General features: G+C 45.6%; 23 protein-coding genes. 15 read left to right on the top strand and 8 right to left on the bottom strand.

The window, feature by feature from the left end; all coding sequences use genetic code 11:
* Positions 1–952 precede the first annotated feature (952 nt).
* From L5M40_RS19980 to L5M40_RS20045, 14 genes are all read left to right on the top strand, one after another.
* Complete coding sequence (locus tag L5M40_RS19980) at positions 953–1,771, top strand: FliM/FliN family flagellar motor switch protein (RefSeq protein ID WP_263197074.1); 819 nt, start codon at positions 953–955, stop codon at positions 1,769–1,771.
* The gene (locus tag L5M40_RS19985; RefSeq protein ID WP_263197076.1) at positions 1,764–2,123 is read left to right on the top strand and encodes a FliM/FliN family flagellar motor switch protein; all 360 of its coding nucleotides are present in this window, start codon (positions 1,764–1,766) and stop codon (positions 2,121–2,123) included. Before L5M40_RS19980 ends, L5M40_RS19985 begins: the two co-directional genes overlap by 8 nt.
* Positions 2,120–2,854 carry a flagellar type III secretion system pore protein FliP gene (fliP, locus tag L5M40_RS19990; protein WP_219235566.1) on the top strand — a complete coding sequence of 245 codons (735 nt, stop codon included), beginning with the start codon at positions 2,120–2,122 and terminating at the stop codon, positions 2,852–2,854. The genes L5M40_RS19985 and fliP overlap by 4 nt, the downstream gene beginning before the upstream one ends.
* Before the next feature lie 4 nt (positions 2,855–2,858).
* Positions 2,859–3,128 (top strand): flagellar biosynthetic protein FliQ, encoded by a 270-nt coding sequence (locus L5M40_RS19995; protein ID WP_006083412.1) that lies wholly within the window; start codon positions 2,859–2,861, stop codon positions 3,126–3,128.
* Between the two features lies 1 nt (position 3,129).
* Entirely contained in the window at positions 3,130–3,909 is a 780-nt protein-coding gene (gene fliR, locus L5M40_RS20000; RefSeq protein WP_113940838.1) for a flagellar biosynthetic protein FliR, read from the top strand.
* Complete coding sequence (gene flhB, locus L5M40_RS20005; RefSeq protein ID WP_263257139.1) at positions 3,906–5,036, top strand: flagellar biosynthesis protein FlhB; 1,131 nt, start codon at positions 3,906–3,908, stop codon at positions 5,034–5,036. The genes fliR and flhB overlap by 4 nt, the downstream gene beginning before the upstream one ends.
* Before the next feature lie 15 nt (positions 5,037–5,051).
* A complete protein-coding gene (gene flhA, locus L5M40_RS20010; RefSeq protein WP_219235561.1) occupies positions 5,052–7,133 on the top strand; it encodes a flagellar biosynthesis protein FlhA in 2,082 nt (693 codons plus the stop codon).
* A gap of 390 nt (positions 7,134–7,523) precedes the next feature.
* A complete protein-coding gene (locus L5M40_RS20015) occupies positions 7,524–8,075 on the top strand; it encodes an NAD(P)H-dependent oxidoreductase (RefSeq protein WP_263257140.1) in 552 nt (183 codons plus the stop codon).
* Positions 8,072–9,277, top strand: a complete 1,206-nt coding sequence (locus L5M40_RS20020; RefSeq protein ID WP_219251938.1) for a NupC/NupG family nucleoside CNT transporter — start codon at positions 8,072–8,074, stop codon at positions 9,275–9,277. The genes L5M40_RS20015 and L5M40_RS20020 overlap by 4 nt, the downstream gene beginning before the upstream one ends.
* 70 nt (positions 9,278–9,347) lie before the next feature.
* A complete protein-coding gene (locus L5M40_RS20025) occupies positions 9,348–10,073 on the top strand; it encodes a nucleoside phosphorylase (protein ID WP_263183100.1) in 726 nt (241 codons plus the stop codon).
* A gap of 264 nt (positions 10,074–10,337) precedes the next feature.
* Positions 10,338–11,054: a Crp/Fnr family transcriptional regulator gene (locus tag L5M40_RS20030; protein ID WP_248068817.1), complete on the top strand. Its 717-nt coding sequence runs from the start codon at positions 10,338–10,340 to the stop codon at positions 11,052–11,054.
* A gap of 592 nt (positions 11,055–11,646) precedes the next feature.
* Positions 11,647–12,054 carry a hypothetical protein gene (locus L5M40_RS20035; RefSeq protein WP_263257141.1) on the top strand — a complete coding sequence of 136 codons (408 nt, stop codon included), beginning with the start codon at positions 11,647–11,649 and terminating at the stop codon, positions 12,052–12,054.
* Between the two features lie 730 nt (positions 12,055–12,784).
* Positions 12,785–13,540, top strand: coding sequence for an iron-sulfur cluster repair di-iron protein (gene ric / locus L5M40_RS20040; protein WP_131523376.1), 756 nt, complete (start codon positions 12,785–12,787; stop codon positions 13,538–13,540).
* Between the two features lie 132 nt (positions 13,541–13,672).
* Positions 13,673–14,176, top strand: coding sequence for a helix-turn-helix domain-containing protein (locus L5M40_RS20045; protein WP_105250431.1), 504 nt, complete (start codon positions 13,673–13,675; stop codon positions 14,174–14,176).
* A 29-nt stretch (positions 14,177–14,205) separates the two neighbouring features.
* Here the strand turns inward: L5M40_RS20045 and L5M40_RS20050 are convergent, their stop codons facing one another.
* From L5M40_RS20050 to lptM, 7 genes are all read right to left on the bottom strand, one after another.
* Positions 14,206–14,784, bottom strand: coding sequence for a HupE/UreJ family protein (locus tag L5M40_RS20050; protein WP_113940843.1), 579 nt, complete (start codon positions 14,782–14,784; stop codon positions 14,206–14,208).
* 113 nt (positions 14,785–14,897) lie between these two features.
* Positions 14,898–15,629, bottom strand: a complete 732-nt coding sequence (locus L5M40_RS20055) for an HAD-IA family hydrolase (protein ID WP_263236976.1) — start codon at positions 15,627–15,629, stop codon at positions 14,898–14,900.
* Positions 15,629–16,549, bottom strand: a complete 921-nt coding sequence (gene xerC, locus L5M40_RS20060) for a tyrosine recombinase XerC (protein WP_263193318.1) — start codon at positions 16,547–16,549, stop codon at positions 15,629–15,631. The genes L5M40_RS20055 and xerC overlap by 1 nt, the downstream gene beginning before the upstream one ends.
* A gap of 57 nt (positions 16,550–16,606) precedes the next feature.
* Positions 16,607–17,236 carry a DUF484 family protein gene (locus tag L5M40_RS20065; RefSeq protein ID WP_173496192.1) on the bottom strand — a complete coding sequence of 210 codons (630 nt, stop codon included), beginning with the start codon at positions 17,234–17,236 and terminating at the stop codon, positions 16,607–16,609.
* Complete coding sequence (dapF, locus tag L5M40_RS20070) at positions 17,233–18,060, bottom strand: diaminopimelate epimerase (RefSeq protein WP_105250436.1); 828 nt, start codon at positions 18,058–18,060, stop codon at positions 17,233–17,235. The genes L5M40_RS20065 and dapF overlap by 4 nt, the downstream gene beginning before the upstream one ends.
* A gap of 76 nt (positions 18,061–18,136) precedes the next feature.
* Positions 18,137–19,381, bottom strand: a complete 1,245-nt coding sequence (lysA, locus tag L5M40_RS20075) for a diaminopimelate decarboxylase (RefSeq protein ID WP_173496191.1) — start codon at positions 19,379–19,381, stop codon at positions 18,137–18,139.
* Positions 19,382–19,438: 57 nt separating this feature from the next.
* On the bottom strand, positions 19,439–19,630 hold the full coding sequence (gene lptM / locus L5M40_RS20080; protein ID WP_168825920.1) for an LPS translocon maturation chaperone LptM: 192 nt from the start codon (positions 19,628–19,630) through the stop codon (positions 19,439–19,441).
* A 79-nt stretch (positions 19,631–19,709) separates the two neighbouring features.
* On the opposite strand from lptM, the gene cyaY reads away from it, so the two are divergent.
* Positions 19,710–20,039, top strand: coding sequence for an iron donor protein CyaY (gene cyaY / locus L5M40_RS20085; protein ID WP_105250439.1), 330 nt, complete (start codon positions 19,710–19,712; stop codon positions 20,037–20,039).
* Positions 20,040–20,106: 67 nt separating this feature from the next.
* On the opposite strand, the gene L5M40_RS20090 is transcribed toward cyaY, so the two are convergent.
* Complete coding sequence (locus L5M40_RS20090; protein ID WP_263257142.1) at positions 20,107–22,518, bottom strand: class I adenylate cyclase; 2,412 nt, start codon at positions 22,516–22,518, stop codon at positions 20,107–20,109.
* Positions 22,519–22,566: the final 48 nt, after the last annotated feature.

A 22,566-nucleotide genomic window follows, 5' to 3' on the forward strand; every position in this document is an offset into this window, starting at 1 on the left:
AAAAACAAATGCGGAAGCGAAATGCGGAAGATATATTTCCGCATGTAATATCAAAGCCAGCGATAGAGAACTACACACAATGAGTATCCACATTGACAATGGCTAAGGATATGCCCTCAACTAAATAAGGTTTAAACGTGTTCCAGTGCAATCATCGATAAGAAATGTGACCAGCAACAAAGTTTAAGGTATCACCGAATTATATGAATCAATTGCTATCAACCATGAAAGGTCTAAAAGAAAAACCGCAAAAAAGTGATGCATATAACTTAGGACTGACTTATACCAAATATATTTGTAAAATAATATATGACAATGATAAAAATGCACCATCGATACTTTTAAAATAGTGACAAAATTTAACCACCAATGTTTAACATTAAATAAACCACAAAATATATCGCACAAAAAACAATTAAAATCAAAGACAAACAGATTTGCAACACAATATCATCATTAATAATCAATATGTAAATGCTGACATAAATATTGCCCGCCAAAATATCGACAAATGTCAAAATAATATCTAACCGCCTTTTTATTGACGCGAAAATGCAAAACCTAAAGCATTAATATCTTCTTACACAATCTCAAAACAAACATTTTGTTTACAACCAACTTTACCCTACAATTCTATTCACATATATTTCAGCATTTCTTATAATTATTATTGAATACTTAAGCCTTATTAACTTATCATCCTCGTCGTTTAAAACAGAGTCGAACCTAAAGTTCAACGCTTAACTGTTTTAAGAAATTCATTAATCCTTAACGATAAAGAAATAAATATTTAGGCACTCTGTTTGTGTATGTTTTTTATGCGCCAACTGAATCACGGAGGTAGCCAAGCAGCATTCTAGTAGTAAAAACACGTTTAATAGGAAGAACAATGAAGACGACGGCGAAAGCTAGGCTTATAAAATCAAATTCCAATGAAATAATTAGACCTATTATGCTAGTTCAAGAAAAGCTAGCGAGAACGCGATTATTGCAACAGCTAGAAAAGCTACATCGTCCACTTATCGATGCCATAAATAATATCCTATCTCCGCTACTAAGACAGGGTCATCCCGCTGTTTCGGGGTCAACGTTAACAGAACCTAGAACACCTGTCGTTCCAGAACATTGCTATTCATGGTTTGTATTAAAACATCATCAAAATACCCTCGGTTATTGGAGAATTGATCGCTGCACGCTCGATCAATTGGCGAGTAATTATTACGGTAATACCTCAACACCATTAAGTTCTCCTTTGAGAAACCCCAGCCAATCTGAATTTAGGTTAGCCAAAAAGTTGCTACTTTCCGTAGTGGAGGAGCTACCTAATAGCACGATCGAAACCAATAATCTTGAAGTTGAGCTCATAAAAGGCCATATGCCACTCGCAGTATCGGCAGTATGGTCGTTCAATTTTACCAATGGCCCACTAACCCCTCCAATGCTCTTTTGCTTAACTGAGCATTTACTGGGGCATCTGGCCGAACAGCCTAAGAAATCTGAAGTATCTGCGGATTTACCCGCAAAACTAGCCGTCTGGCTAAAAAGTCTCCCCATAAAAATGCAGCTGACATTAGGGCAACATAGCATCCCTGTGCAATCACTCAGCCAATTAAAAACTGGGGATATTTTACCTATTAATCTCTATCCAAAAACCTTGTTATCAATCGGAAACACACCGCTATTTCATGCCTCAGTGCATAGTCATGAAGGACAGATGGTAGCGAAATTGACCCAAGATATTTATCAGCATGAGGAGCATGACATTGGCTGAACAATCTATTTTATCGGATGATGATTTTCTATTAGAGGACGATATTTTCTCTGAGAGAGCATTTTCAAAGCCGGACACCCATAACCATAAATTGAAAAATAATAATTTTTTTCAACAACTTCCTGTTCAAGTTACTCTCGAACTGGCCAGTGCTGAAATGTCTTTAGGCGAACTAAATCGTATGGGAGAAGGTGATGTTATCGCACTCGACCGTATGGTAGGTGAGCCGCTGGATATCAGAGTAAATGGTGCACTATTAGGAAGAGGCGAAGTCGTAGAAGTGGCAGGCAGATATGGCGTACGTTTGCTGGAAATAGAGAGCATTACTCTCGATGGGACAAGTAACGAATGATAGTTCGGGTATTGTTACTGGCGATTCTATTGTTTGCTCCCCAAGCCCTCGCATCGGAAGGACTGACCTTATTCACACTGGATAGCGCTCAAGACAGTCAAGCAGTTAACATTAAACTCGAAATTTTAGCGCTCATGACGGCCATTAGTTTCTTGCCCATCATGCTGATGATGCTAACCAGTTTTACTCGTATTATCATTGTATTAGCAATTCTCCGACAAGCTCTCGGACTACAACAAAGTCCCCCTAACCGAGTGCTTGTTGGGATAGCATTAGTACTCACTATCTTTATTATGCGCCCAGTGGGAGACAAAATTTATAAGGAAGCTTATTTGCCCTATGACCAAGGTAAGATCGAATTGATGGAGGCTGTCTCAATAGCCAAAGTCCCTTTAACTCGATTTATGCTGGCGCAGACAAGGGAAACTGATCTTGAGCAAATGCTGAAAATAGCTAACGAACCCACACACATGAAAGCAGCAGAGGAAGTCCCCTTTTTTGTCCTTATGCCCGCATTTGTACTGAGTGAACTCAAAACAGCTTTCCAAATTGGCTTCTTACTTTTCTTACCTTTCTTAGTTATCGACTTGGTTGTCGCAAGTGTCCTCATGTCTATGGGGATGATGATGTTGTCACCGTTAATTATTTCTCTCCCATTTAAACTGATGGTTTTTGTATTAGTCGATGGTTGGGCTATGACGGTAAGCACCTTAACCGCAAGTTTTGGGTAGCTAGATGGACATCAATGAACTGACCTCGCTCTTTGCTGACTCAATGTTTCTCGTCATCATCATGGTTTCTGTGTTGGTGACACCGGGACTCATTTTAGGCTTAATCGTTGCGGTATTTCAGGCTGCGACACAGGTCAATGAACAAACCTTGAGTTTTCTGCCAAGGCTTATCATTACTCTACTTATGGTTCTGTTTTCAGGCCATTGGCTCATACAACAGCTAAGTGATTTATTTGACAGGCTGTTTATGAATATTCCTCATATTATCGGTTGATATGCTTTCCCTCACCTCAACCGAACTCAGCATGTTAATCGGCAGCCTTTGGTGGCCATTCTGCCGGATCATGGGGGCATTTATGATAATGCCCTTGTTAGGTAATTCTTATGTGCCTGCAACAGTAAGAATTTTTCTTGCCTTAAGTATTGCAGCGCTTATTGCACCTATGCTGCCACCCGTTCCCGCTGTCGATGCGCTCTCGCTTGGATCATTGTTTTTAGCCATAGAGCAACTACTGACTGGATTTATGCTCGCGCTATTTTTAACCATTTTAATCCATGTGATGACCATGCTTGGCACTATTATGTCGATGCAGATGGGTCTAGCGATGGCGGTGATGAACGATCCCGCTAATGGCGACACCAACCCCATTCTCAGTGAATGGTTACAAATCTTTGGTACATTGATTTTTCTGGCTCTTGACGGTCATTTAGTCGGGCTCAACATCATTGTTGATAGCTTTCGTTTATGGCCAATTGGAAATGGGATTTTTGACTTACCGCTAATGGGATTGGTTAGTCGAATGGGCTGGCTATTTGCTGCATCGCTGATGCTCGCCATACCCGCAGTACTCGCCATGTTAATGGTTAACATCACTTTTGGTGTATTAAGCCGCGCTGCGCCGTCATTAAACATCTTCTCGCTCGGGTTTCCCATGACCTTGTTGATGGGCTTGATTTGCGTCTTCCTTTCGTTAAGCGGCATTCCAACTCGTTACAGTGATCTGTGCTTAGACGCATTAACTGCAATGTACCAATTTATCGGAGGGATCTCATGAGTAAAACGCCCCAACAAGATAAAACAGAAGAAGCTACACCGCAGAAAAAGCGTAAAGCGAGAGAAGAAGGCCAAGTTCCACGCTCTAAAGATCTTGCCTCCGCAGCACTGGTCGTTGGTTGCTCGGTGATGCTGACCAGTAATGCGGATTGGTTTGCGACGAGAGTCAGTGGATTAGCTAAATACAATATGCTGCTCACGCGGGCAGAGTTAGATCAACCTGACATCATGATGCGCCATCTTGGCGCCAGCCTAGTCGAAATGCTAAGCATCTTAGGTCCACTATTCATCATGGTTGCTCTGTTGGCCGCAGTTGCAGGAGCCTTACCTGGGGGGCCGATATTTAATTTTGGAAATGCTAATTTTAAGTACAGTCGTATCGATCCCCTTGCCGGTGTCGGAAGAATATTTTCCGCTCAATCTCTTGTTGAGTTACTCAAGTCATGCCTAAAAATTGTGTTACTGATCGGAATTATGTTGGTTTTCTTGAATGGTCACTTACAAGAACTACTTAGCTACAATCAACGCCCTATTGATGAAGCGGTTCGTGATGGCATCAATCTACTGTCGCAAGGCATGTTTTATCTTGGTACTGGGCTGCTCGTGATCGCCTTTATTGATGTGCCTTACCAATATTGGCATAACAGCAAAGAATTACGTATGTCACGTCAAGAAGTAAAAGACGAGCATATCCAGCAAGAAGGTAAGCCAGAGATTAAAGCTAAAATCCGCCAAATACAGCAACGAATGGCTCGCTCTCGGGCAGATACCACCATTCCAAAAGCGGATGTTCTATTGGTTAATCCTACTCACTATGCCGTGGCATTAAAATACAATCCTGACTTAGCGGATGCGCCTTACGTCATCACTAAAGGCACTGAAGAACTCGCCCTCTATATGCGAGAACTCGCTAAAAAACATGATATTGAAATTATTGATATCCCACCGCTCACGCGGGCTATTTATCATTCAACGCAAGTCGATCAACAGATACCCAGTGCCCTTTTTATCGCCATAGCGCACGTATTAAGTTATGTCATGCAAATAAAAGCATCTCGTAAGGGCTTACAGCAGAAACCTGAGCCTTTACCACATTTTTTTATTCCCCCTAATTTACGTCACGATTAAAGGATTGCTTAACCTATGAATTGGCTTTCTCGCACCTTTTCAGGAAATTACAGCTATATCGGCATTCCAGTCATGCTGCTCGCTATTCTGGCAATGGTGATTTTACCGCTGCCTGCATGGCTACTGGACATTTTGTTTACATTTAACATCGTCCTTGCCGTCATGGTGCTGCTGGTGAGCGTCTCGATCCGGCGACCATTAGAGTTTTCTGTATTCCCAACCTTATTGCTCCTTGCGACCTTAATGCGTTTGACCTTAAACGTTGCATCGACGCGCGTAGTACTCATTGAAGGTCATGAAGGAGGCGATGCTGCGGGTAAAGTGATCCAAGCCTTCGGTGAAGTCGTCATTGGCGGAAACTATGTCGTCGGTGCGGTTATCTTCTTAATTCTAATGATTATTAACTTTGTTGTAATCACTAAGGGGGGCGAGCGGATCTCTGAAGTATCGGCGCGATTTACATTGGATGCCCTACCGGGTAAGCAAATGGCAATCGATGCCGATCTCAATGCCGGCACACTCACACATGAACAAGCCAGCCTACGTCGCCAAGATGTCGCCAGAGAAGCAGACTTTTATGGTTCCATGGATGGAGCCTCAAAATTTGTGAGAGGAGATGCCATCGCAGGACTCTTGATCTTAGCCATCAACATTATTGGCGGGATCAGCATAGGCATCTTTATGCATGATCTGGGTGCTACAGAAGCCTTTAAAACCTATGCGTTATTAACCATTGGTGATGGCCTAGTTGCACAAATTCCATCATTACTACTCGCCACTGCTGCCGCAATTATTGTGACTAGGGTATCCGACGCAGAAGAAATGCCGACCCAATTGAGTCGACAGTTACTGGCTAACCCTAGAACCTTAGCCACTGCAGCCATTGTGATGGCGATTCTCGGTATCACCCCGGGCATGCCAGCACTGGTATTTTTATCTTTTGCAATACTACTAGGCTTTGCAGCGTGGAAACAAAACCAGAATAAAGCCTCCTTTACTGAAGAGAAAACTGAAGAACTCATAGAAACCAGCCTGACAGAACCTTCAGCGCCAAGCTGGGAATCCCTGCCTTTTACCGACATCATCGAAGTACGATTAGGCTATAGATTGGTTCATCTAGTCGAAAAAACCAAAGGAGCAGAATTACAAAAACGCCTAACAGGGATCAGACGTACCCTTTCAGAACAAATCGGATTTCTGCTATCGGAAGTGAGAGTGCGCGACAATTTAGCCTTGGCACCACATGCATACCAAATTAACTTTATGGGCACTCAAGTGGCTATCGCCGAATTAGAGCCTGATCTACTGTTAGCAATAAAAAGTGGTCCTGTATACGGCAAAATTGATGGGATTTTAACTAAGGAACCCGCTTACCAAATGGATGCGATTTGGATTACGCCTGAACTAAAAGCCAAAGCACTCAATTTAGGTTATTCGGTCGTCGATAATGCGACAATCATTGCCACTCATGTCAGTAAATTATTACGTGAGTCTCTGCCTGAATTATTGCAACATGATGATATTATGCAATTAACTGACAGGCTCAGTAAGCAAGCCCCCAAACTGGCGGAATCACTCAGTACCTGTTTAACCCCCATTCAGTTACTCAAAGTTTTCCGCTTGTTACTCAAAGAGCAAGTGCCGCTAAAAGACATACGCACCATAGCAACGACCTTGCTGGAATGCAGCGAGCAAACCAAAGATCCCGTTCTACTCGCCGCCGATGTGCGCTGCGCTTTACGCAATAGTATTTTGCATCAAATCGCAGGCAGCAGTCCGCAGTTGAATGTACTCACTCTGACCGCAGAATTAGAACAGACTTTAATGACAGCGTTAAATCAATCGCAGCAACAGGGCCGAGTAGCATTGGATAGTTTCCCTATCGAACCTAATCTACTGGCGCAGCTACAACAAAGAATGCCCCAATTACTCGCGGAGACAAAAGAGAAAGGCTATAACCCTATCCTACTTGTTTCTCCACAACTCAGGCCTTTCCTCGCGCGTTATGCATTAGCCTTCGCCCGTGGACTTCATGTTTTATCCTATAATGAAGTCCCTGAAACAAAAGAACTTATGATTGCGGGACAACTCGGGTAATCAAACGCATTAAGCCCTATCGCTTTATTAAGTTTTCATTGTGCAAGAAGCATCAATGACAGAATGCTAACCAGCGTTCGACATTGGTGCCACATGCACTTAGCACTATTTTACGCAGTCAGGATGAAAAGATTGGGAGCTGAACTTAGCGCTTAATAAACGTTAGCATTTCGGTATGACCCGACATTGCGCTTATCACTTCATTCATTTTTACATCGGTATGTTAATCAAATTTTCACAATAGTATGAGCTGCATCAGGTGCTAGGAGACAAATGTCCTCTGGCATTCCCTCTTCCCTCCCTATAATCCACGCCATGACTTCGTAACTCGGTGCTTGAGCCTCTGGTTTTGGCTGCATGGCGGCACCGTTTCCTCTCAGGAGCTAGCTAATGAACATACTCGTGCTAAACGGGCACCCCAACTTAACCCAGTCTGTGGCCAATGCCAGCATACTTGCCCTTGAGGCTGAGCAACTGGGCTGGCATATCAATTCAGTGGCTCAGTTTGATGGGGATATAGCCACGGAGCAGCGACTGTTGCTTGATGCCGATGTGATTGTGGTGCAATTCCCGCTCTATTGGAGCACCTACCCCGCCGTGCTCAAACATTGGATTGATGAGGTATTTACCTATGGTTTTGCCTTTGGCCCTAATGGTAGCCAGCTCCAAGGTAAACCTGTCCTGTTTTCTATCACTGCGGGGGCGACTGAGGACTCCTACAGCGAAACAGGCTTTAACTTTTTACCCTTTAACGTATACCAACAAGCTTACGAACACCCATTTCGCGCAGCCGCTGTCGAGATTATCGATACCATTATTAGCTTTGAGATGAACTCCACTGCCGCCGAAGGTGGTAACAAATCCAACACCCTTTCCCTTGCAAAGGCCCACGCTGAGCGTGTGATTGCAGCCATTAATTCATATAAGGACCACTCAGTATGATCCAGTCCATCCTCGGCATTTTTGTACTCTTAGGCGTAGGTTTGCTGTTTTCTGACAACCGCCGTTTGATCAGCTGGCGTGCCGTTATCGGTGCGTTTGGCATTATCATCGCGCTAGCTTTTTTTGTACTGGCAACCGAGATTGGTGCCGATGTGCTGCTGGCCGTATCAAATACCGTAGGCAAAGTCTTTGGTTATGGTACTGAAGGGATTAAATTTGCCTTTGGCAGCTTAGTTAATTTCAGCGTTGAAGGCATAGGTTTTGTCTGGGCGTTACAGGTATTACCGCAAATCATCTTTACTGCCGCACTCACCTCTTTGCTGTACTACTTAGGCATTATGCAGTGGTTTGTTTTAATTATTGGCGGCAGCTTGCAAAAGGTGCTCGGCACGTCACGGGCGGAGTCAATGAATGCGGCGGGCAATATTATTCTCGGTCAAACCGAAGCACCGTTACTGATCAAGCCCTACCACCGCGTTCTCACCCGCGCGCAAATTTTTGCGGTAATGGTCGGTGGATTGTCTTCGATTGCAGGCTCCATTTTAGCGGGCCTTGCGGGGATGGGCGTTGCACTTAACTATCTGATTATGGCTTGCTTTATGTCAGCTCCAGCGGGGTTGATGTTCGCTAAGTTGCTTATCCCAGAAACCGAGCCAACCGTTAATGAAGTGCCAGAATTACCCGATGATGAAAAGCCCAGCAGCTTTATTGATGCCATAGCCAAAGGCGCTATTGCTGGTATGGGAATCGCTGCCATCGTCGGCGCAGTCATTATTGCCTGTATTGGCCTCATGGCATTGTTGAACGGCGGATTAGGCGCGATTGGTGAACTGTTTGGCATGCCAACCTTAACCGTAGATATGATCCTCGGCACCTTGTTTGCGCCAGTAGCTTGGTTGATTGGTATTCCATGGGCTGAAGCAAGCACTGCCGGCGCCTTCCTAGGGCAAAAAATCGCCATGAATGAGTTTGTTGCCTTCGCCAATATGGGCAATGTGGAACTGTCTGCACGTAGTAATGCCATTATGACCATTGCCCTTTGCGGTTTTGCCAATATCGGCTCAGTGGCCATGGTGTGTGGCGCCCTGAGTCAAATGATCCCGCAACGCGCGGGGCTGATAGGTCAGCTCGGGATGAAAGTACTGCTAGCGGCGACGTTAGCAAACTTGATGAATGCTGCAATTGTCAGTTTGTTTATCTAAGTTTTCCCTTCGCGGTAGCCCGATACAATTCGGGGCTACCGCCAAGCTAAGTAATTGATAAAGGTCAACAATGAGTATTCAACCCCATATTCTCGTCGCGCCCCATCAAGTCAGTGAAAAAGCCGTCGTCTGCGGCGAACCCAATCGAGTCAACCGCATCGCGGCGCATCTAACGGATGTCGAATCCTTGGCGGATAACCGCGAGTTTCGGTTAATGCGTGGCCGTTATGGCGACACTATAATCACCGTCTGCAGCACTGGCATTGGCGCGCCCTCGGCGATCATTGCCCTTGAGGAACTGTATCAATGCGGTGTTAAACAACTTATCCGCATCGGCTCCGCCGGTGCGCTACAACCGCAAATAGCCATAGGTGATGTGATTATTGCCGAGGCCGCAGTGCGTGATGATGGCGGCTCTGCCAGCTATGTAAAGCCCGGTTTTCCGGCCTGTGCCAATCATCGTTTGGTCGGCAAACTGCAAGCATACTGCGCGCAGTATCATATTATTGCCCATAGCGGCGTAGTGCGCTCCCACGACAGTTTTTATACCGATCAAGAACAGGAGCTCTGCCACTATTGGCATCGCCAAGGCGTGCTCGGGGCCGATATGGAAACCGCTGCGTTATTCACCGTCGGCCGACTGCGCCAACTTGAAGTGGCAGCGATTCTAGCCAACGTAGTGCTATTTGAGCAGGATGTTAAAGCAGGAGTTAATGACTATGTTGCGGCGTCCAAAGCAAGCGCCCAAGGTGAGCAACATGCCATTTTAGCTGCGCTCAACGCACTGTGTGATTAGAGCTTGTTGAGGTTAATTAGCAGTAAGCCTTGCCGCTAAACGCAGCATCCAGATAACCACCAAGTCATCCTCTTAATGGCGCAGCCAATGCGCCATCATTCTCACTAAAGCTCACACTCACACCGACCTGTCATAACACACGTTTGCAGCGTCACAACAACGGCGACACACAATGCGATCGACCATCTACCGCCGCCAAAGTGCCAGCCCGCACGCAGGGATTTACATATTTTATGATCGAATGAGTATCAATCCTGCGGCGAAATGCGTACCTTAATCGCATCAATATCCACAACTATCATCAACATGCAGTTACATCCTGAACTCTCTAGCCGCTTTGGCGACACATTAAGCGAGCAGCGCGAACTCTTTAAGCAGGCCTTATTTCAGTGCCAAACGGCCAGTCGACAATTTTCCCCCGGTGATATCATGTTGCAACAGGGGCAAAATGTGCGTGAGCTTTATGTCGTGTCCGTAGGAAAAGTCGCCATGTATACTAGCGCCCACAATGGTCGGCGCTTTCAGTTAGGTGAGCTAAATTGTGATCAGCATATTTTTGGCGAAATTGAGTTTTTTACCAAACTGCCCTGCCAGTGGACAGTGATGGCCGAAGATCAGATGGAAGCCGAGGTAATTTGTGCCGCCAAACTGCAGCAATGCATAGTCACTCAACCGCAACTAGCGCTCTTTTTTGCCTCAGCGCTGGCATGGGATTATCAAGACTCAATGGCAATCTACACCAACCGCCTATTGCACCCCATCGCCGTCAATATCGCCCTCGATCTGCTACAACGCAGTCAAAACAATATCGCCCTCGGAGCCTTTAACAAAGTCGAGCAAGAAGCCGAACGCTTTGGCACCAGCAGTCGCGTCTACCGCCGCGCACTCAACTCCCTCATTGAACTCGGCCTTGTCGAAAAACGCGATCAGCAGCTGCATATTATCGACCCTAAGGCGCTAGTCACTTTTATTGCGGAGTAGATCAAAAGAATGCTGTATAGGGCTATGCGGGGATTCACAGGCAAACCACCCAATTTGCATCAGCTTTGCCATCGACACACTGCATCCATCAGCGCATTTATCGTTAAGGGCGATAAATCCAATCCTAAATATGGAGAGCCATTATCCGAGCGGGTGGAGCTAAAAAGTGTTAGATTTTGATAATAAATGAATCAGACTTGCCTAGTCTGTTTCATGCGCAACACGCTGGCATTTTGCGTGAGCTTCATGCTCACGTGCTTTGATCAAAACTAGTGTCATTTGTCTATTCGCCCCACGGCAACTCCGAGGGGAGGTGTGTTCCTTGGAGTATTGAGTCGTTAGATAGCGATTCATCAGCAAAAATAAGCGTGACAGGATGAGAAAAAAGCTGAAACGATATCAAGTAATTACCCATCAAACTGTATAAAAAATCGCTACCGCAAAAAAGCAAATTCCTATAGCATCATTTATACCCATTTACATGGAGGTGGCAGCGGCCAAGTCCAACAAGCGATTTATGCCCTGCAAACAGTGCAGCGCATAAATACTAAGACGTTATGTTCAATGCCAATCCTCGGAGGTGGTCTAAACTATGGTTAATTTTTTTCTAGTAGTCACAATATTGTTTATTGTTCTTAGTACCTTTCTCAAACTTAGATATGTTGTGCTTATATATGTATTAGGTAACATTATATTAATTATTTTTTTTACAATTTCTGGCCAAGTCGGAGTGTGGTTTATTTTTCTTTTTCAAATTCCAGCTCTTGGGCCATCTTTTCTTGGTATCTGTATTGGAACAGCTATTGGTTATAAGGTTAGACCTATTGTTGACAGTAAACTATCAAGTTTCGGTAATGAATTTTTATATCGTTTAAACGCATCCCTAAGAAAGAATCAAGATCTAGAGTCTATTTTAAATTTAGATGGTACACCTAAAACTAGTAAAAATGTAAAAGGTGAGGATCGGCTTACTGACAAAAAAGATATTCCAATTAAATAGTAAATATATTAAACAAATCGGGTAGCCGGAGGTGTCTAACCTCCAGCCCCCTCCCTGCATACCTCCGCACAGGTCGGTTCATTTAGAACGCCTAACCTGCTTTCTGGTTAGGGTAATGAACGGCGATCCATCCATCTCTTAGTGAATACAATCCTGCTTTCTTTAGATACTCGTTACTCCGCGATTGTTGTATTCCTAGTGTTTTCGAGCTCCGTCATGGGGCTTTACTTGTGATCCCACAAGCAACGGCGGCTTAGAACCTGACCGTTTTTACTATGCGTAGGTTTATGTGATTACAGTGTTATGCTGAAAGTGAGTAGTAGCATTTTAAGCGGGCGTTAACCTATAGTAGAGTTAAGGCTTTAACTCTAAAATGCCCAAAAATCAGTTAGTGAATCACTCTACACCAGACTGATTCACGCCCCCCCTAAAACCCGCCATCGCGCCTCGTTTTTGGCTCTTTGAGGGCGGTTTTCCCCCTTAAGATGAATCAAATCTCCAGAGAATTGATTCAACGCCAACTTGATAAGGTTACAAGGCCAAAATAACGGGCTAGATATCTGGGCTTCCTGTTGCTTGTAGCTCAGAACAATCAGATAGCCTTCCTTCTATTTGACTCCATTTATGTGACTGGTACTGCAAAACCTGACTATTTTAGTCAGGATTAGTTGCCACAAACTAAAGCTGCAAATAATATGAATGTAACTTTATTGCTGCTCTGGAGCTACTCATGTCTGCTACTTCTGTCTCAAAAGATGCACAACTCCCACCCCATGGGTTTAATTCTCAACACAATCATTGGCTAGAACGAAAAATAGGTGAACTAGTGGCAGAAGACTTTCGCCGCGCACATGTGTTTAGTCAATTTGGTATCGATTTTTGTTGTGGCGGGGGTAAATCACTGGCGGTCGCCTGTGAGCGTGCAGATGTAGATCCCGCAAAAGTGGTTGCTGCGTTGAATGCCGCAACACTTACCGGTAGCAAAGAAGATGAATTAAATCAATTACCCTTAGATCAACTTATCGAATATATAGAATCAACGCACCATCAATACGTGCGCGAAAAAGCCCCTTTATTAGTCGAATATTCCGAAAAGATGATTCGCGCTCACGGTGAGCACTATGCCGAAATCGTTCCCTTTGCGGGTTGGGTACGAGCCTTAGTTGAAGACTTAATGCCACATTTAATGAAGGAAGAAAAAATACTGTTTCCGGCGATCCGCGCCATGAGTCATGGAGAGCAGGTTGAGGCTTGCTTTGGCCATATTGGCAACCCCATCAATGCGATGCAACATGAGCATGAAGAAGTCGGTTTGATTTTGCAAAAATTACACGAGCTCACTAACGACTTCACACCACCTGAATATGCGTGCACTACATGGCGTGTTTGTTATGCCACTCTGGCGGAATTTGAGGCGGACTTACATCAGCATATTCACTTAGAAAACAATATTCTTTTTCCTAAGGCATTGGGTCTGACTCAATAATTGATTAAATGTTTATCCCGTAGCGGCTCCAAATTACAGATTTTCCGCTTAACCTTGAGGCCAGACCTAAGTCTGGCCTTTCAATTGTTGACGTGCTACAACAAGTCATGTGTCGCTGACGGATAAGCTGCCATGACATTTCAATCATTTGCACTCGATGATATTGCCAATTTGCACGAATCGGCCCAAGTAGAATTTAAACTCGCAGGTGGCCGCGATGGCCAAGGTCAATTACCCGAAGACATTTGGGCGACTTATAGCTCTTTTGCCAATACTTTGGGTGGCGAAATCATCCTAGGGGTACGCGAAGAACGTGGCCATTTCAGTATTGAAGGCATTCCCAACCCGCTTCCTGTTCTACAAGAATTTTGGGAAATACTCGATGACCCGAGTCGCACTAGTCACAATCTTTTAGCAATTTCAGATGTACAGATTATTGAAATTATGAACAAAAAACTCATTCGTATCCGCGTACCGCTGGCGCCTGAGCAGCTAAAACCTATCTACGTCGGCAGCGATCCTTACACTGGGAGTTATTTTAGGGTGGGAGATGCCGACATGCACGCGAGCCGTCGGCAAGTCAATCTACTGCTACGCCGCGCCCATCTTTGCATGAAGCAACTCAAGGCACGTTAATCCAGTAAATCTAACATCCTGTTATTACGTTAAAAACCTGCTAATAGATAGCCGCCCATGGCCGCAATCGCTACGCCAGTAACGCGCATTAAATTGCGTTGCCCTGTCATCCGCTGCATTCCAAGGCCTATCATTACTCCGCCTAAATGGATGACTGCTGTACCAAATAAAAATCCTAGGGCATACAGGACTGGGCTAGCCAATTCAGGCATTTCTGCGCCGTGGGCGTGACCATGAAAAATCGCGAATACGCCCACAAAGGCCATGGCGAATAACAATGGGATTTGGCGATCAAAAGCAATGGCAAGGCCGAGCAATAATACCGAAAGGGCAATGCCGATTTCAACGAAGGGAACGGCAATGGCATATAAACCTAAAATCCCGCCCACTAACATAAAGGTGACAAATGCTAAGGGGACAGTCCAAATCGCGCGGCCACCGAGCTGGGTGCTCAACATGCCCACACTCAACATAGCCAGCAAGTGATCGAAGCCCAATACGGGATGATTAAAACCCGACATGAAACCGCCACCTGAATGGATCTCATGGGCCGATACCGGCGCGATCCAACATAAAGAGAGCAGTAATAACAACCCGATACGCGCCATAAAATAGCCTTAGTCAGTGACTTTAGTGATATAAAACTTAACTTTAGTGCAAATTTGGCTGGCAAACCTTGATCTCAATCACCCAAAGATACAGATTAAAAATGCACGCTAAGTTAGTTTACGTCGATAGCCAATACTTTTATCAAAGCGTCGAGGGAGGCTATTTCTAAATGGGGCAACAAGGCGGCGATCGGTAAGGAATCGACTCGACCAAAACTGGGATTTAGCCACACAGACTGGCACCCCGCCAACCGAGCACCACGAACGTCTGCATTCATGCTATCACCAACATGCAGTAAGTGTTGCGGTGCAATCTTTAACCGCGAGCAAGCTAATGCGAACATGTCTTTAGCGGGTTTCATATGCACGCCATTACCTGGATGCAACACAAACTCGAAAGTTTCCCCTAAACCAATCCGCTCGGCGTCCACATTGCCATTGGTGATCCCGACTAATCTAAAATGCTGCGATAAGCGCTTGAGTAATAAGAGCACTTCGTCAGACACTTGAAAATGGCTGCGATAAAAATAAAAGCATGCTAATCCTTGCTCGGCGCCGCGTTCGGCTTCAGTCGCCGAATATCCTAATTGTATTAGGCCTTGGCGAAGCGTAGCTAAACGGGCGGCGCTAGTATCGTGGGCGAGCTCACGATTTTGCTGCAAAAGTTGCAGTTTTAGCCTGCGCCAATCATGGGGTTGCCACGCCTGCGATAATGGATAAGTCTGCAACAGAAACGTCGCCAGCTCAGCTTCGGCATTTAAAATATGCGGCAGATTGTCGTACAAGGTATCGTCGAGATCGAAACTGATCGCTTGAATATGTTGAGGCCTAAGATAGCAACGCATTATTTATCCTGTGTTTTTTTCGCTCTAGGATGGGCGTTATCATACACCTTAGCTAAGTGTTGGAAATCCAAACTGGTGTAAATTTGCGTGGTCGCTAGGTTCGCATGACCCAATAATTCTTGTACCGCCCGCAAGTCGGCGCTCGCTTCTAACATGTGAGTGGCAAAGGAATGGCGCAGCTTATGGGGATGTACTCGCACCGATAATGCCTGCTCTTGACTCCATTTAGCCATGCGCGCCTGAATACTGCGATGGGAGAGTCGCTTGCCTTTTTCAGTCACAAATAAGGCGTTATCTTCACAGGGGATCTGCTTTCGGCAATTGAGCCAATTCTGCAGCGCTGTAATCGCCAAACGACCGACAGGGACGATACGCTCCTTATTACCTTTACCTAAGACTCGCACTTCTTTCAAATCATATTGCACACTGGATAAATTGAGCGCGGCGAGTTCCGCTAAACGTAAACCACTGGAATAAAACAATTCCATCATGGCTTTATCACGCAGACTCAGCGGATCTGTACCTTCAATGTCCAGCAAATGACTGATGGCATCGACATCAATATTCTTCGGCAGTGGTTTGGTTTGTTTGGGGGCACTTAAGCCTTTGGCGGGATTAAGTTCAATCACGCCTTCGCGCAGCAAAAATTCACCCCATTGTTTTACCGCAGATAAACACAGAGAAAGCGATCGCGGGCTTAAACCTTTGCGGTGCAATTTGGCTAACACTTGCTGCCAATGCTCGCGGCTCACATTGAGTAAATGCACGCCTTCGGGCAAGAGATCGCTACCGCGATTAAGCTCGTAAAGGTAATTCCGTACTGTATGGGCAGACAACTGTCGCTCGGTACTCAGATAACATTCAAAGGTTTGTAACCATTGAGTATTTAATGCCGACACTTCGCCTGTTTGCGTACTCATATCGGTTTCCTCGTGGGTTTTGCTAAGCTTTGGGTGAGCACTATAGCTCAACGACCGTTACAGCTTTGCAAGCATATGCGCCAGTAAACGCCGCAACTGTTCCAGCAGCATGTTATCCATATCAGGATGAAAATGGGTGACATCTTGACTAGCAATGGCAAAAATCACTGGGTTGTCTTCCGACAATTTAGTCAGTGCCACCGAGCCCACTTCACTACCAAATAACCGTTTGGCTTCTTGTTGCGTTAGCCGACCAAAATAGTGACCTTTATGCAGCCTTTGATCCCATATTGCCTTCATATCGGCATCGAGAACGCTGATCAAACGCACATGACTGAAATTAAACTGTAATTTTAAACTGTCGGCTAAGATTTCTTTGAGTGACACTAGATCGGCACAATTCAGTAGTTGGAAGGATAACTCAGTATTGAATTGGTAAATTTTCTCGTTGCGCGCCGCCATCGTTAACAGACTGGTGATCTCTTCTTCCAACTGGCTGACTCGCTGGCGTAGCATTTCTTGACGACGTTCCACCAAAGAGATGGCGCCGCGCTCCAGGTGGGGCAGACGCATTGCCAGCAATAGCTCGGGATAGCGATTGAAAAAATCAGGATTATCAAGCAGATACTCGCGAATAATCAACTCATCAAAGGGCACATTCGTCTGCGGCATCAAGGGCTCTGTCATAACTGAATTTGTCCATCATAAACATGCTGCGCTGGACCCGTCATCCACAAAGGTTTCCCCTCGCCTTCCCAGTTGATGGTTAAAGTACCGCCGGGTAAATCCACCCGCACTTGCTGGCCGAGCTTCCCTTGCACTTGACCTACAACCACGGCCGCACACGCGCCAGTGCCACAGGCCAAAGTTTCGGCCGCACCACGTTCATACACCCGCAGCTTAATGTGGCCCGAATCTACTACTTGCATAAATCCCACATTCACACCACGGGGAAAGCGCTCATGCTTAGTGAGCATGGCACCAATTTCAGCAACAGCGGCGCTCGCCACATCTTCAACGTCGAGCACACAATGGGGATTGCCCATAGAAGCCGCGCCACATAAAAACGTTTGCAGTGGTGTTTGCAGTAAATAGGTTTTTTCGGCTTTCTTGGCTTTAAAGGGGATCAGACTTGGTTCAAGAATAGGCACGCCCATATTCACGGTAACTGTACCATCTCGCTCTAAACGCAGAGTCATCTTACCTGATGAAGTGCTAACACGGATTTTACTCTTATTGGTCAATCCTTTATTGCGCACAAAACGGGCAAAACAGCGGGCGCCATTACCGCATTGTTCGACTTCAGTACCATCGGCATTGAAGATGCGATAATGAAAATCTAAATCGGGATCATAGGGCGGCTCAACCAACAGTAATTGATCGAAACCTATGCCAAAGTTACGGTCGGCTAAACGGCGGATCTGCTCAGGCGAAAAGAACACGTTCTGCGTGACCCCATCGACCACCATAAAATCGTTACCCAGTCCGTGCATCTTAGTGAATTGGATCAAGATACTTATCCTTTAAGCCGAGGCGCCGCTCATTAAGTATGAAACCAAGCGCCTGAATCAATATAATTTTTCTAGTTTACGGCAGGAGTTGCTCACCTTGCCAGAGCTGAGACAATTTTTCTCGCTCACGCACTAAGAAAGCGTGCTCACCATCGACCATGACTTCGGCCGCACGAGGACGCGTGTTGTAGTTAGAGGCCATCGCAAAACCATAGGCACCACTCGAACGCACAGCAAGTAAATCCCCAGCCACTAAAGCCAGCTTGCGATCTTTACCTAAAAAGTCACCGGTTTCGCACACTGGACCAACAATATCAAACTCATAGGCCTCAGAGTCCCTTGGCACGACTGGGATAATATTTTGCCATGCGCTGTAAAGTGCTGGGCGAATTAAGTCATTCATCGCGCCATCGACAATCGCAAAACGCTTGTCGCTGTTTTCTTTCAGATACAGCACCTGAGTAACAAAAATCCCCGCATTAGCGGCAATCGCACGGCCCGGTTCGAAGATCAGCTTCAGTTGACGGTCGCCCATACGCGCTAATATGGCGGCGGCATACACATCAGGATGCGGCGGAGTTTCAGCATCATAGGTCACACCTAAACCGCCACCCACATCAAAATGCTCAATGACAATACCTTGTTCAGCCAGACGATCGATCAACGCTAGCATACGATCCATTGCATCGAGGAAAGGTTGAATTTCGGTTAATTGCGAACCGATATGGCAATCGACACCTTTCACTTTTAAATGTGGCAAAGCATGGGCACGGGCAAAGACGGTTTCGGCCTCATCCATAGCGATACCGAATTTATTTTCTTTAAGGCCAGTCGAAATATAGGGATGAGTACCCGCATCCACATCGGGATTGACTCGCAAGGAAACTGGCGCCACTTTACCTAAACGACCTGCGACCAAATTTAACTGCTCAAGCTCGGCGCTCGACTCGACGTTAAAGCAATAAATGCCCAGATTAAGTGCCTGTTCCATTTCGGTCGCAGTTTTACCCACGCCAGAGAACACCACTTTAGCGGGATCGCCGCCCGCTTCAATCACTCTTGCTAACTCACCACCCGAAACGATATCAAAACCACTGCCTAAACGTGCCAGCACATTCAGTACGGCCAAGTTCGAATTAGCTTTAACCGCGTAACAAATCAAATGTGGATGATCTGCCACGGCGTTATTAAAGGCATGCCAATGGCGCTCTAGCGTGGCGCGTGAATAGATATACAGCGGCGTACCATAAGTTTGAGCTAAGTCGGCGACCTGGCAGCCTTCTGCATGCAGGGCATTTTGTTGGTAGAGAAAGTGATCCAATGTCTGATTCCTTACTGCGCTTTATCGCTGCGATAGTGATGATAGTTATAGCTGCTATTATTGTTGTGTTTTTTGTACTTCGATGGCTCGAATTTCGGTTTTAATCTCTTCTACTTCAGGCTCAGGTTTAGACGCCTCAACCTTTTTAGGCTGATTCACCTCTGTGGCCGGAGATCGATAGAGGGGGCCCTTCTGGCCGCATGCAGTAATGAATAGGCTACCAAGCAATAACAATAAAAACAGTCTCATTTTTCTCAACATCTGTGCATCTGGGGACTAATGGCCTTATAATCGCACCCATCTTGACGAAAGCAAAGGACAGAAATGCATGGCCATGACAGATACAGAATTTCACCAGCTCGCCGATGACATGTTCCAAGCCATAGAAAATGCGATTGAAACTGCGATTGATGAGCAAGATGCCGATCTTGATATCGATGCCAGTGGCAACGTATTGCAATTAGAATTTGTTGATGGCTCTAAGATAGTGATCAACAAGCAAGAACCTTTGCATGAGATTTGGGTCGCCACACGCTTTGGTGGATATCACTTTGGTTTTGTTGAAGGTAAATGGATGGACGGACGAAATGGCGGCGAGTTTATGCCATTCGTGCAAGAGTCTATCGAGCGCCAAGGCGGCATTAAGCTTAGCTTCTAATCTAAGCCTGTCGTAGTGCAAAACAATAATGGGAGCCTTGGCTCCCATTATTTATGTTAAAAACCAGCTAAAACTCAGTGTCTTGATCGCTAACATCGATACCGAAAGGCGCCACCGTTAACTCTCCGGCTACCCGCACTAAATGGAAAAATTGCGGAATATTAAACCGCGCCCGTGAAGCATAATGCTCATCGAACACATAGTGATGGCTCACTTTATTGACCAACTCGGCCATGTTTGATCCCGCCTGCACGTAATGGCTTAGTTGATTTTCCTCATCGAGGATAAATACATCCAAGTTATCGACCCGTTGGCGTAGAAAATACTGAATAGCGCCTTTAGCCGCATAGTTTTGCACCACTTTCGGCATACTCGAAAAGGGATCATCACCTAATTCAGGCCGCGGCAATAGTACAAGATGACTGCGGGATAACTGTTGATAAAATGACTTGGCATCGCTCAAGTCCTGATAAGCCATACCTAAAGGATTAAAAAAGATCCCATAGCGAGTACGACTTATCTGCAGTGGCTGCACTAAGGTGCTGGATTGCTGCACTTGTTGGCACAAACGCATGGTTTGTTTTAGTAGATTTTTCACTGCTAATTTAAGCTGTGGGCGTAACTTCTGTGAACAGCTGATCACATCCATATCCACAGGTAAACTGGCCCGTCTTAGCCCCGGCGTTACAAAGGCTAAGGCTTGCAATACCGCGGTATCGCCTTCGAAGCGATGACACTGCCATTCACCCCAACTATTCAAGCAAATCGCATCTAACGCACCAAGCATATTGGCTTTTTTACGCCCGAGTGAGAACACGTTCGCATTCATCACATCGACCATCATTTCCTGTCCTTGCCATTCAATGGTGGGATCGCAATCCAGATTGAGCACGAAAATCAGCTTACGAAAATGCCATGGCTGGCATAAGTCACGTTTAGATACACGCCAATCGTGGTCGATAAAATTCAGTAACCGCTTTGAAGCTTCGGTAAGCCGTTTCGACTTTGCCTTACTCTGACCATATTCATGCCATTGAGTACTCGGCGTCGAGATCCCATTTAAACATGCCCAAATCATTAAGGCTGAAGGGGTTTTTCCCTTACATATTGCCGATTCGCCTAACAAATTTTGTGGCTGAGGCCCTTGTCGATACAGATAATATTGACGCTCGCGGGAGCTTGAGACCATAGTCACTTCGGACTCAGCGACTGAAGCACTCCACAGCAGATTCAGCTTAGCGATTTGGTCTTCATCTTGACTAAAATAGGTATGCAACTTGCGAGTCAGCATTCCCAAATCTTCGATCCGCAAACCTTCATTTAACTCATGTGTCGATGCGAAGCGTAATAAGGTTTGATAGCTCGCTAATAACAGTTCATTCAGTTGCTCGTTAAACCAATTGAGCTGGCCACTATGCCAATGTTCACAATTGTCTAAAGTGCTAATCAGACTATCTGGCCATTGCCAATCCTGCACCAGCTTTTGCAATTTAGGATAACGCCAATCTTTGCCCTCTTGGGTTCGACTCAAGTGCACGCCACATTTTAAATAGAAGCAGCGCCGCACTATCTCTAGTCGGCGAGTATCATTCTGCTTAAGTAAATAGGTTTCGATAATCTCATAGATAGAGTAATAGGCATCATTCGACGTCGAAAAATCACCGGCGAGCGTTTTCTGCCATAAGTGATCACAAAGCAGAGTTGAATGGGGATAATCACTGGCATAAGCCTCGAGTAGCAATACTTTAATCAGCGCCTTATGGGGCTTTTCTAAGCCCTTGTAGAGCTGCCATAACGAAGCACCAAAGTACTCACTCGCAGGTAATTCATGTACATCGCCTAGGGACAAGAGCGCAGGATTGAGTTTAGCGTCTGGCCACCATGCAATCGTTTTACCCGCCAAACGAATTTGGCTGCGATAAAACTCTTCAAGTAATAACCAATGTTGCATACTACCGCTATGCTCATGGGCCATTGCGGATTGACATCCACGAACGGCTTTACCGCCACAAAACTGCTGCGGATGAACTAAGTAAAAATTCACCTCAAACTGATACTCGGCAAACCAAGCAGTCAATCGAGTCGCTTTAATCTTGATTAGCGCCAAATCCTCAGCACTCAGATCAGCCCTATGTACTAACCAAACATCGACATCGCTCTTGGCATTTTGGCCAAAACTGCCAGTACTCCCCATCGCATAAACGCCTTCAAAGGCATTGATATCCGCTTCTTGAGTAGTAAAAGGCAGCGAGAACACATCGCAGGCCTGGGACTCAGTCTCACCAACCTGATACTCGTTGATTCCACAGGGCGTATTGGCGGCATGATAGCCAGGATACTGAACACCGTTCTGGTGAATTAAAAAAGGGATCAAATGGAATAAGTGTTTTTGTAGCGGCGATAGCAAAGCTAAGGCGCGTGCAATACGTACCTTATTAAGTCTTTCTGCTATATCAGGAAACTGTATTTGCCGATCCATTCAAAAACACAACACTTAAGCACTTATGGGAAATGTGCTCATGTTAAC

It is taken from the genome of Shewanella sp. SM68 (assembly GCF_025653925.1).
Taxonomy (GTDB): Bacteria; Pseudomonadota; Gammaproteobacteria; order Enterobacterales; family Shewanellaceae; genus Shewanella; species Shewanella oncorhynchi.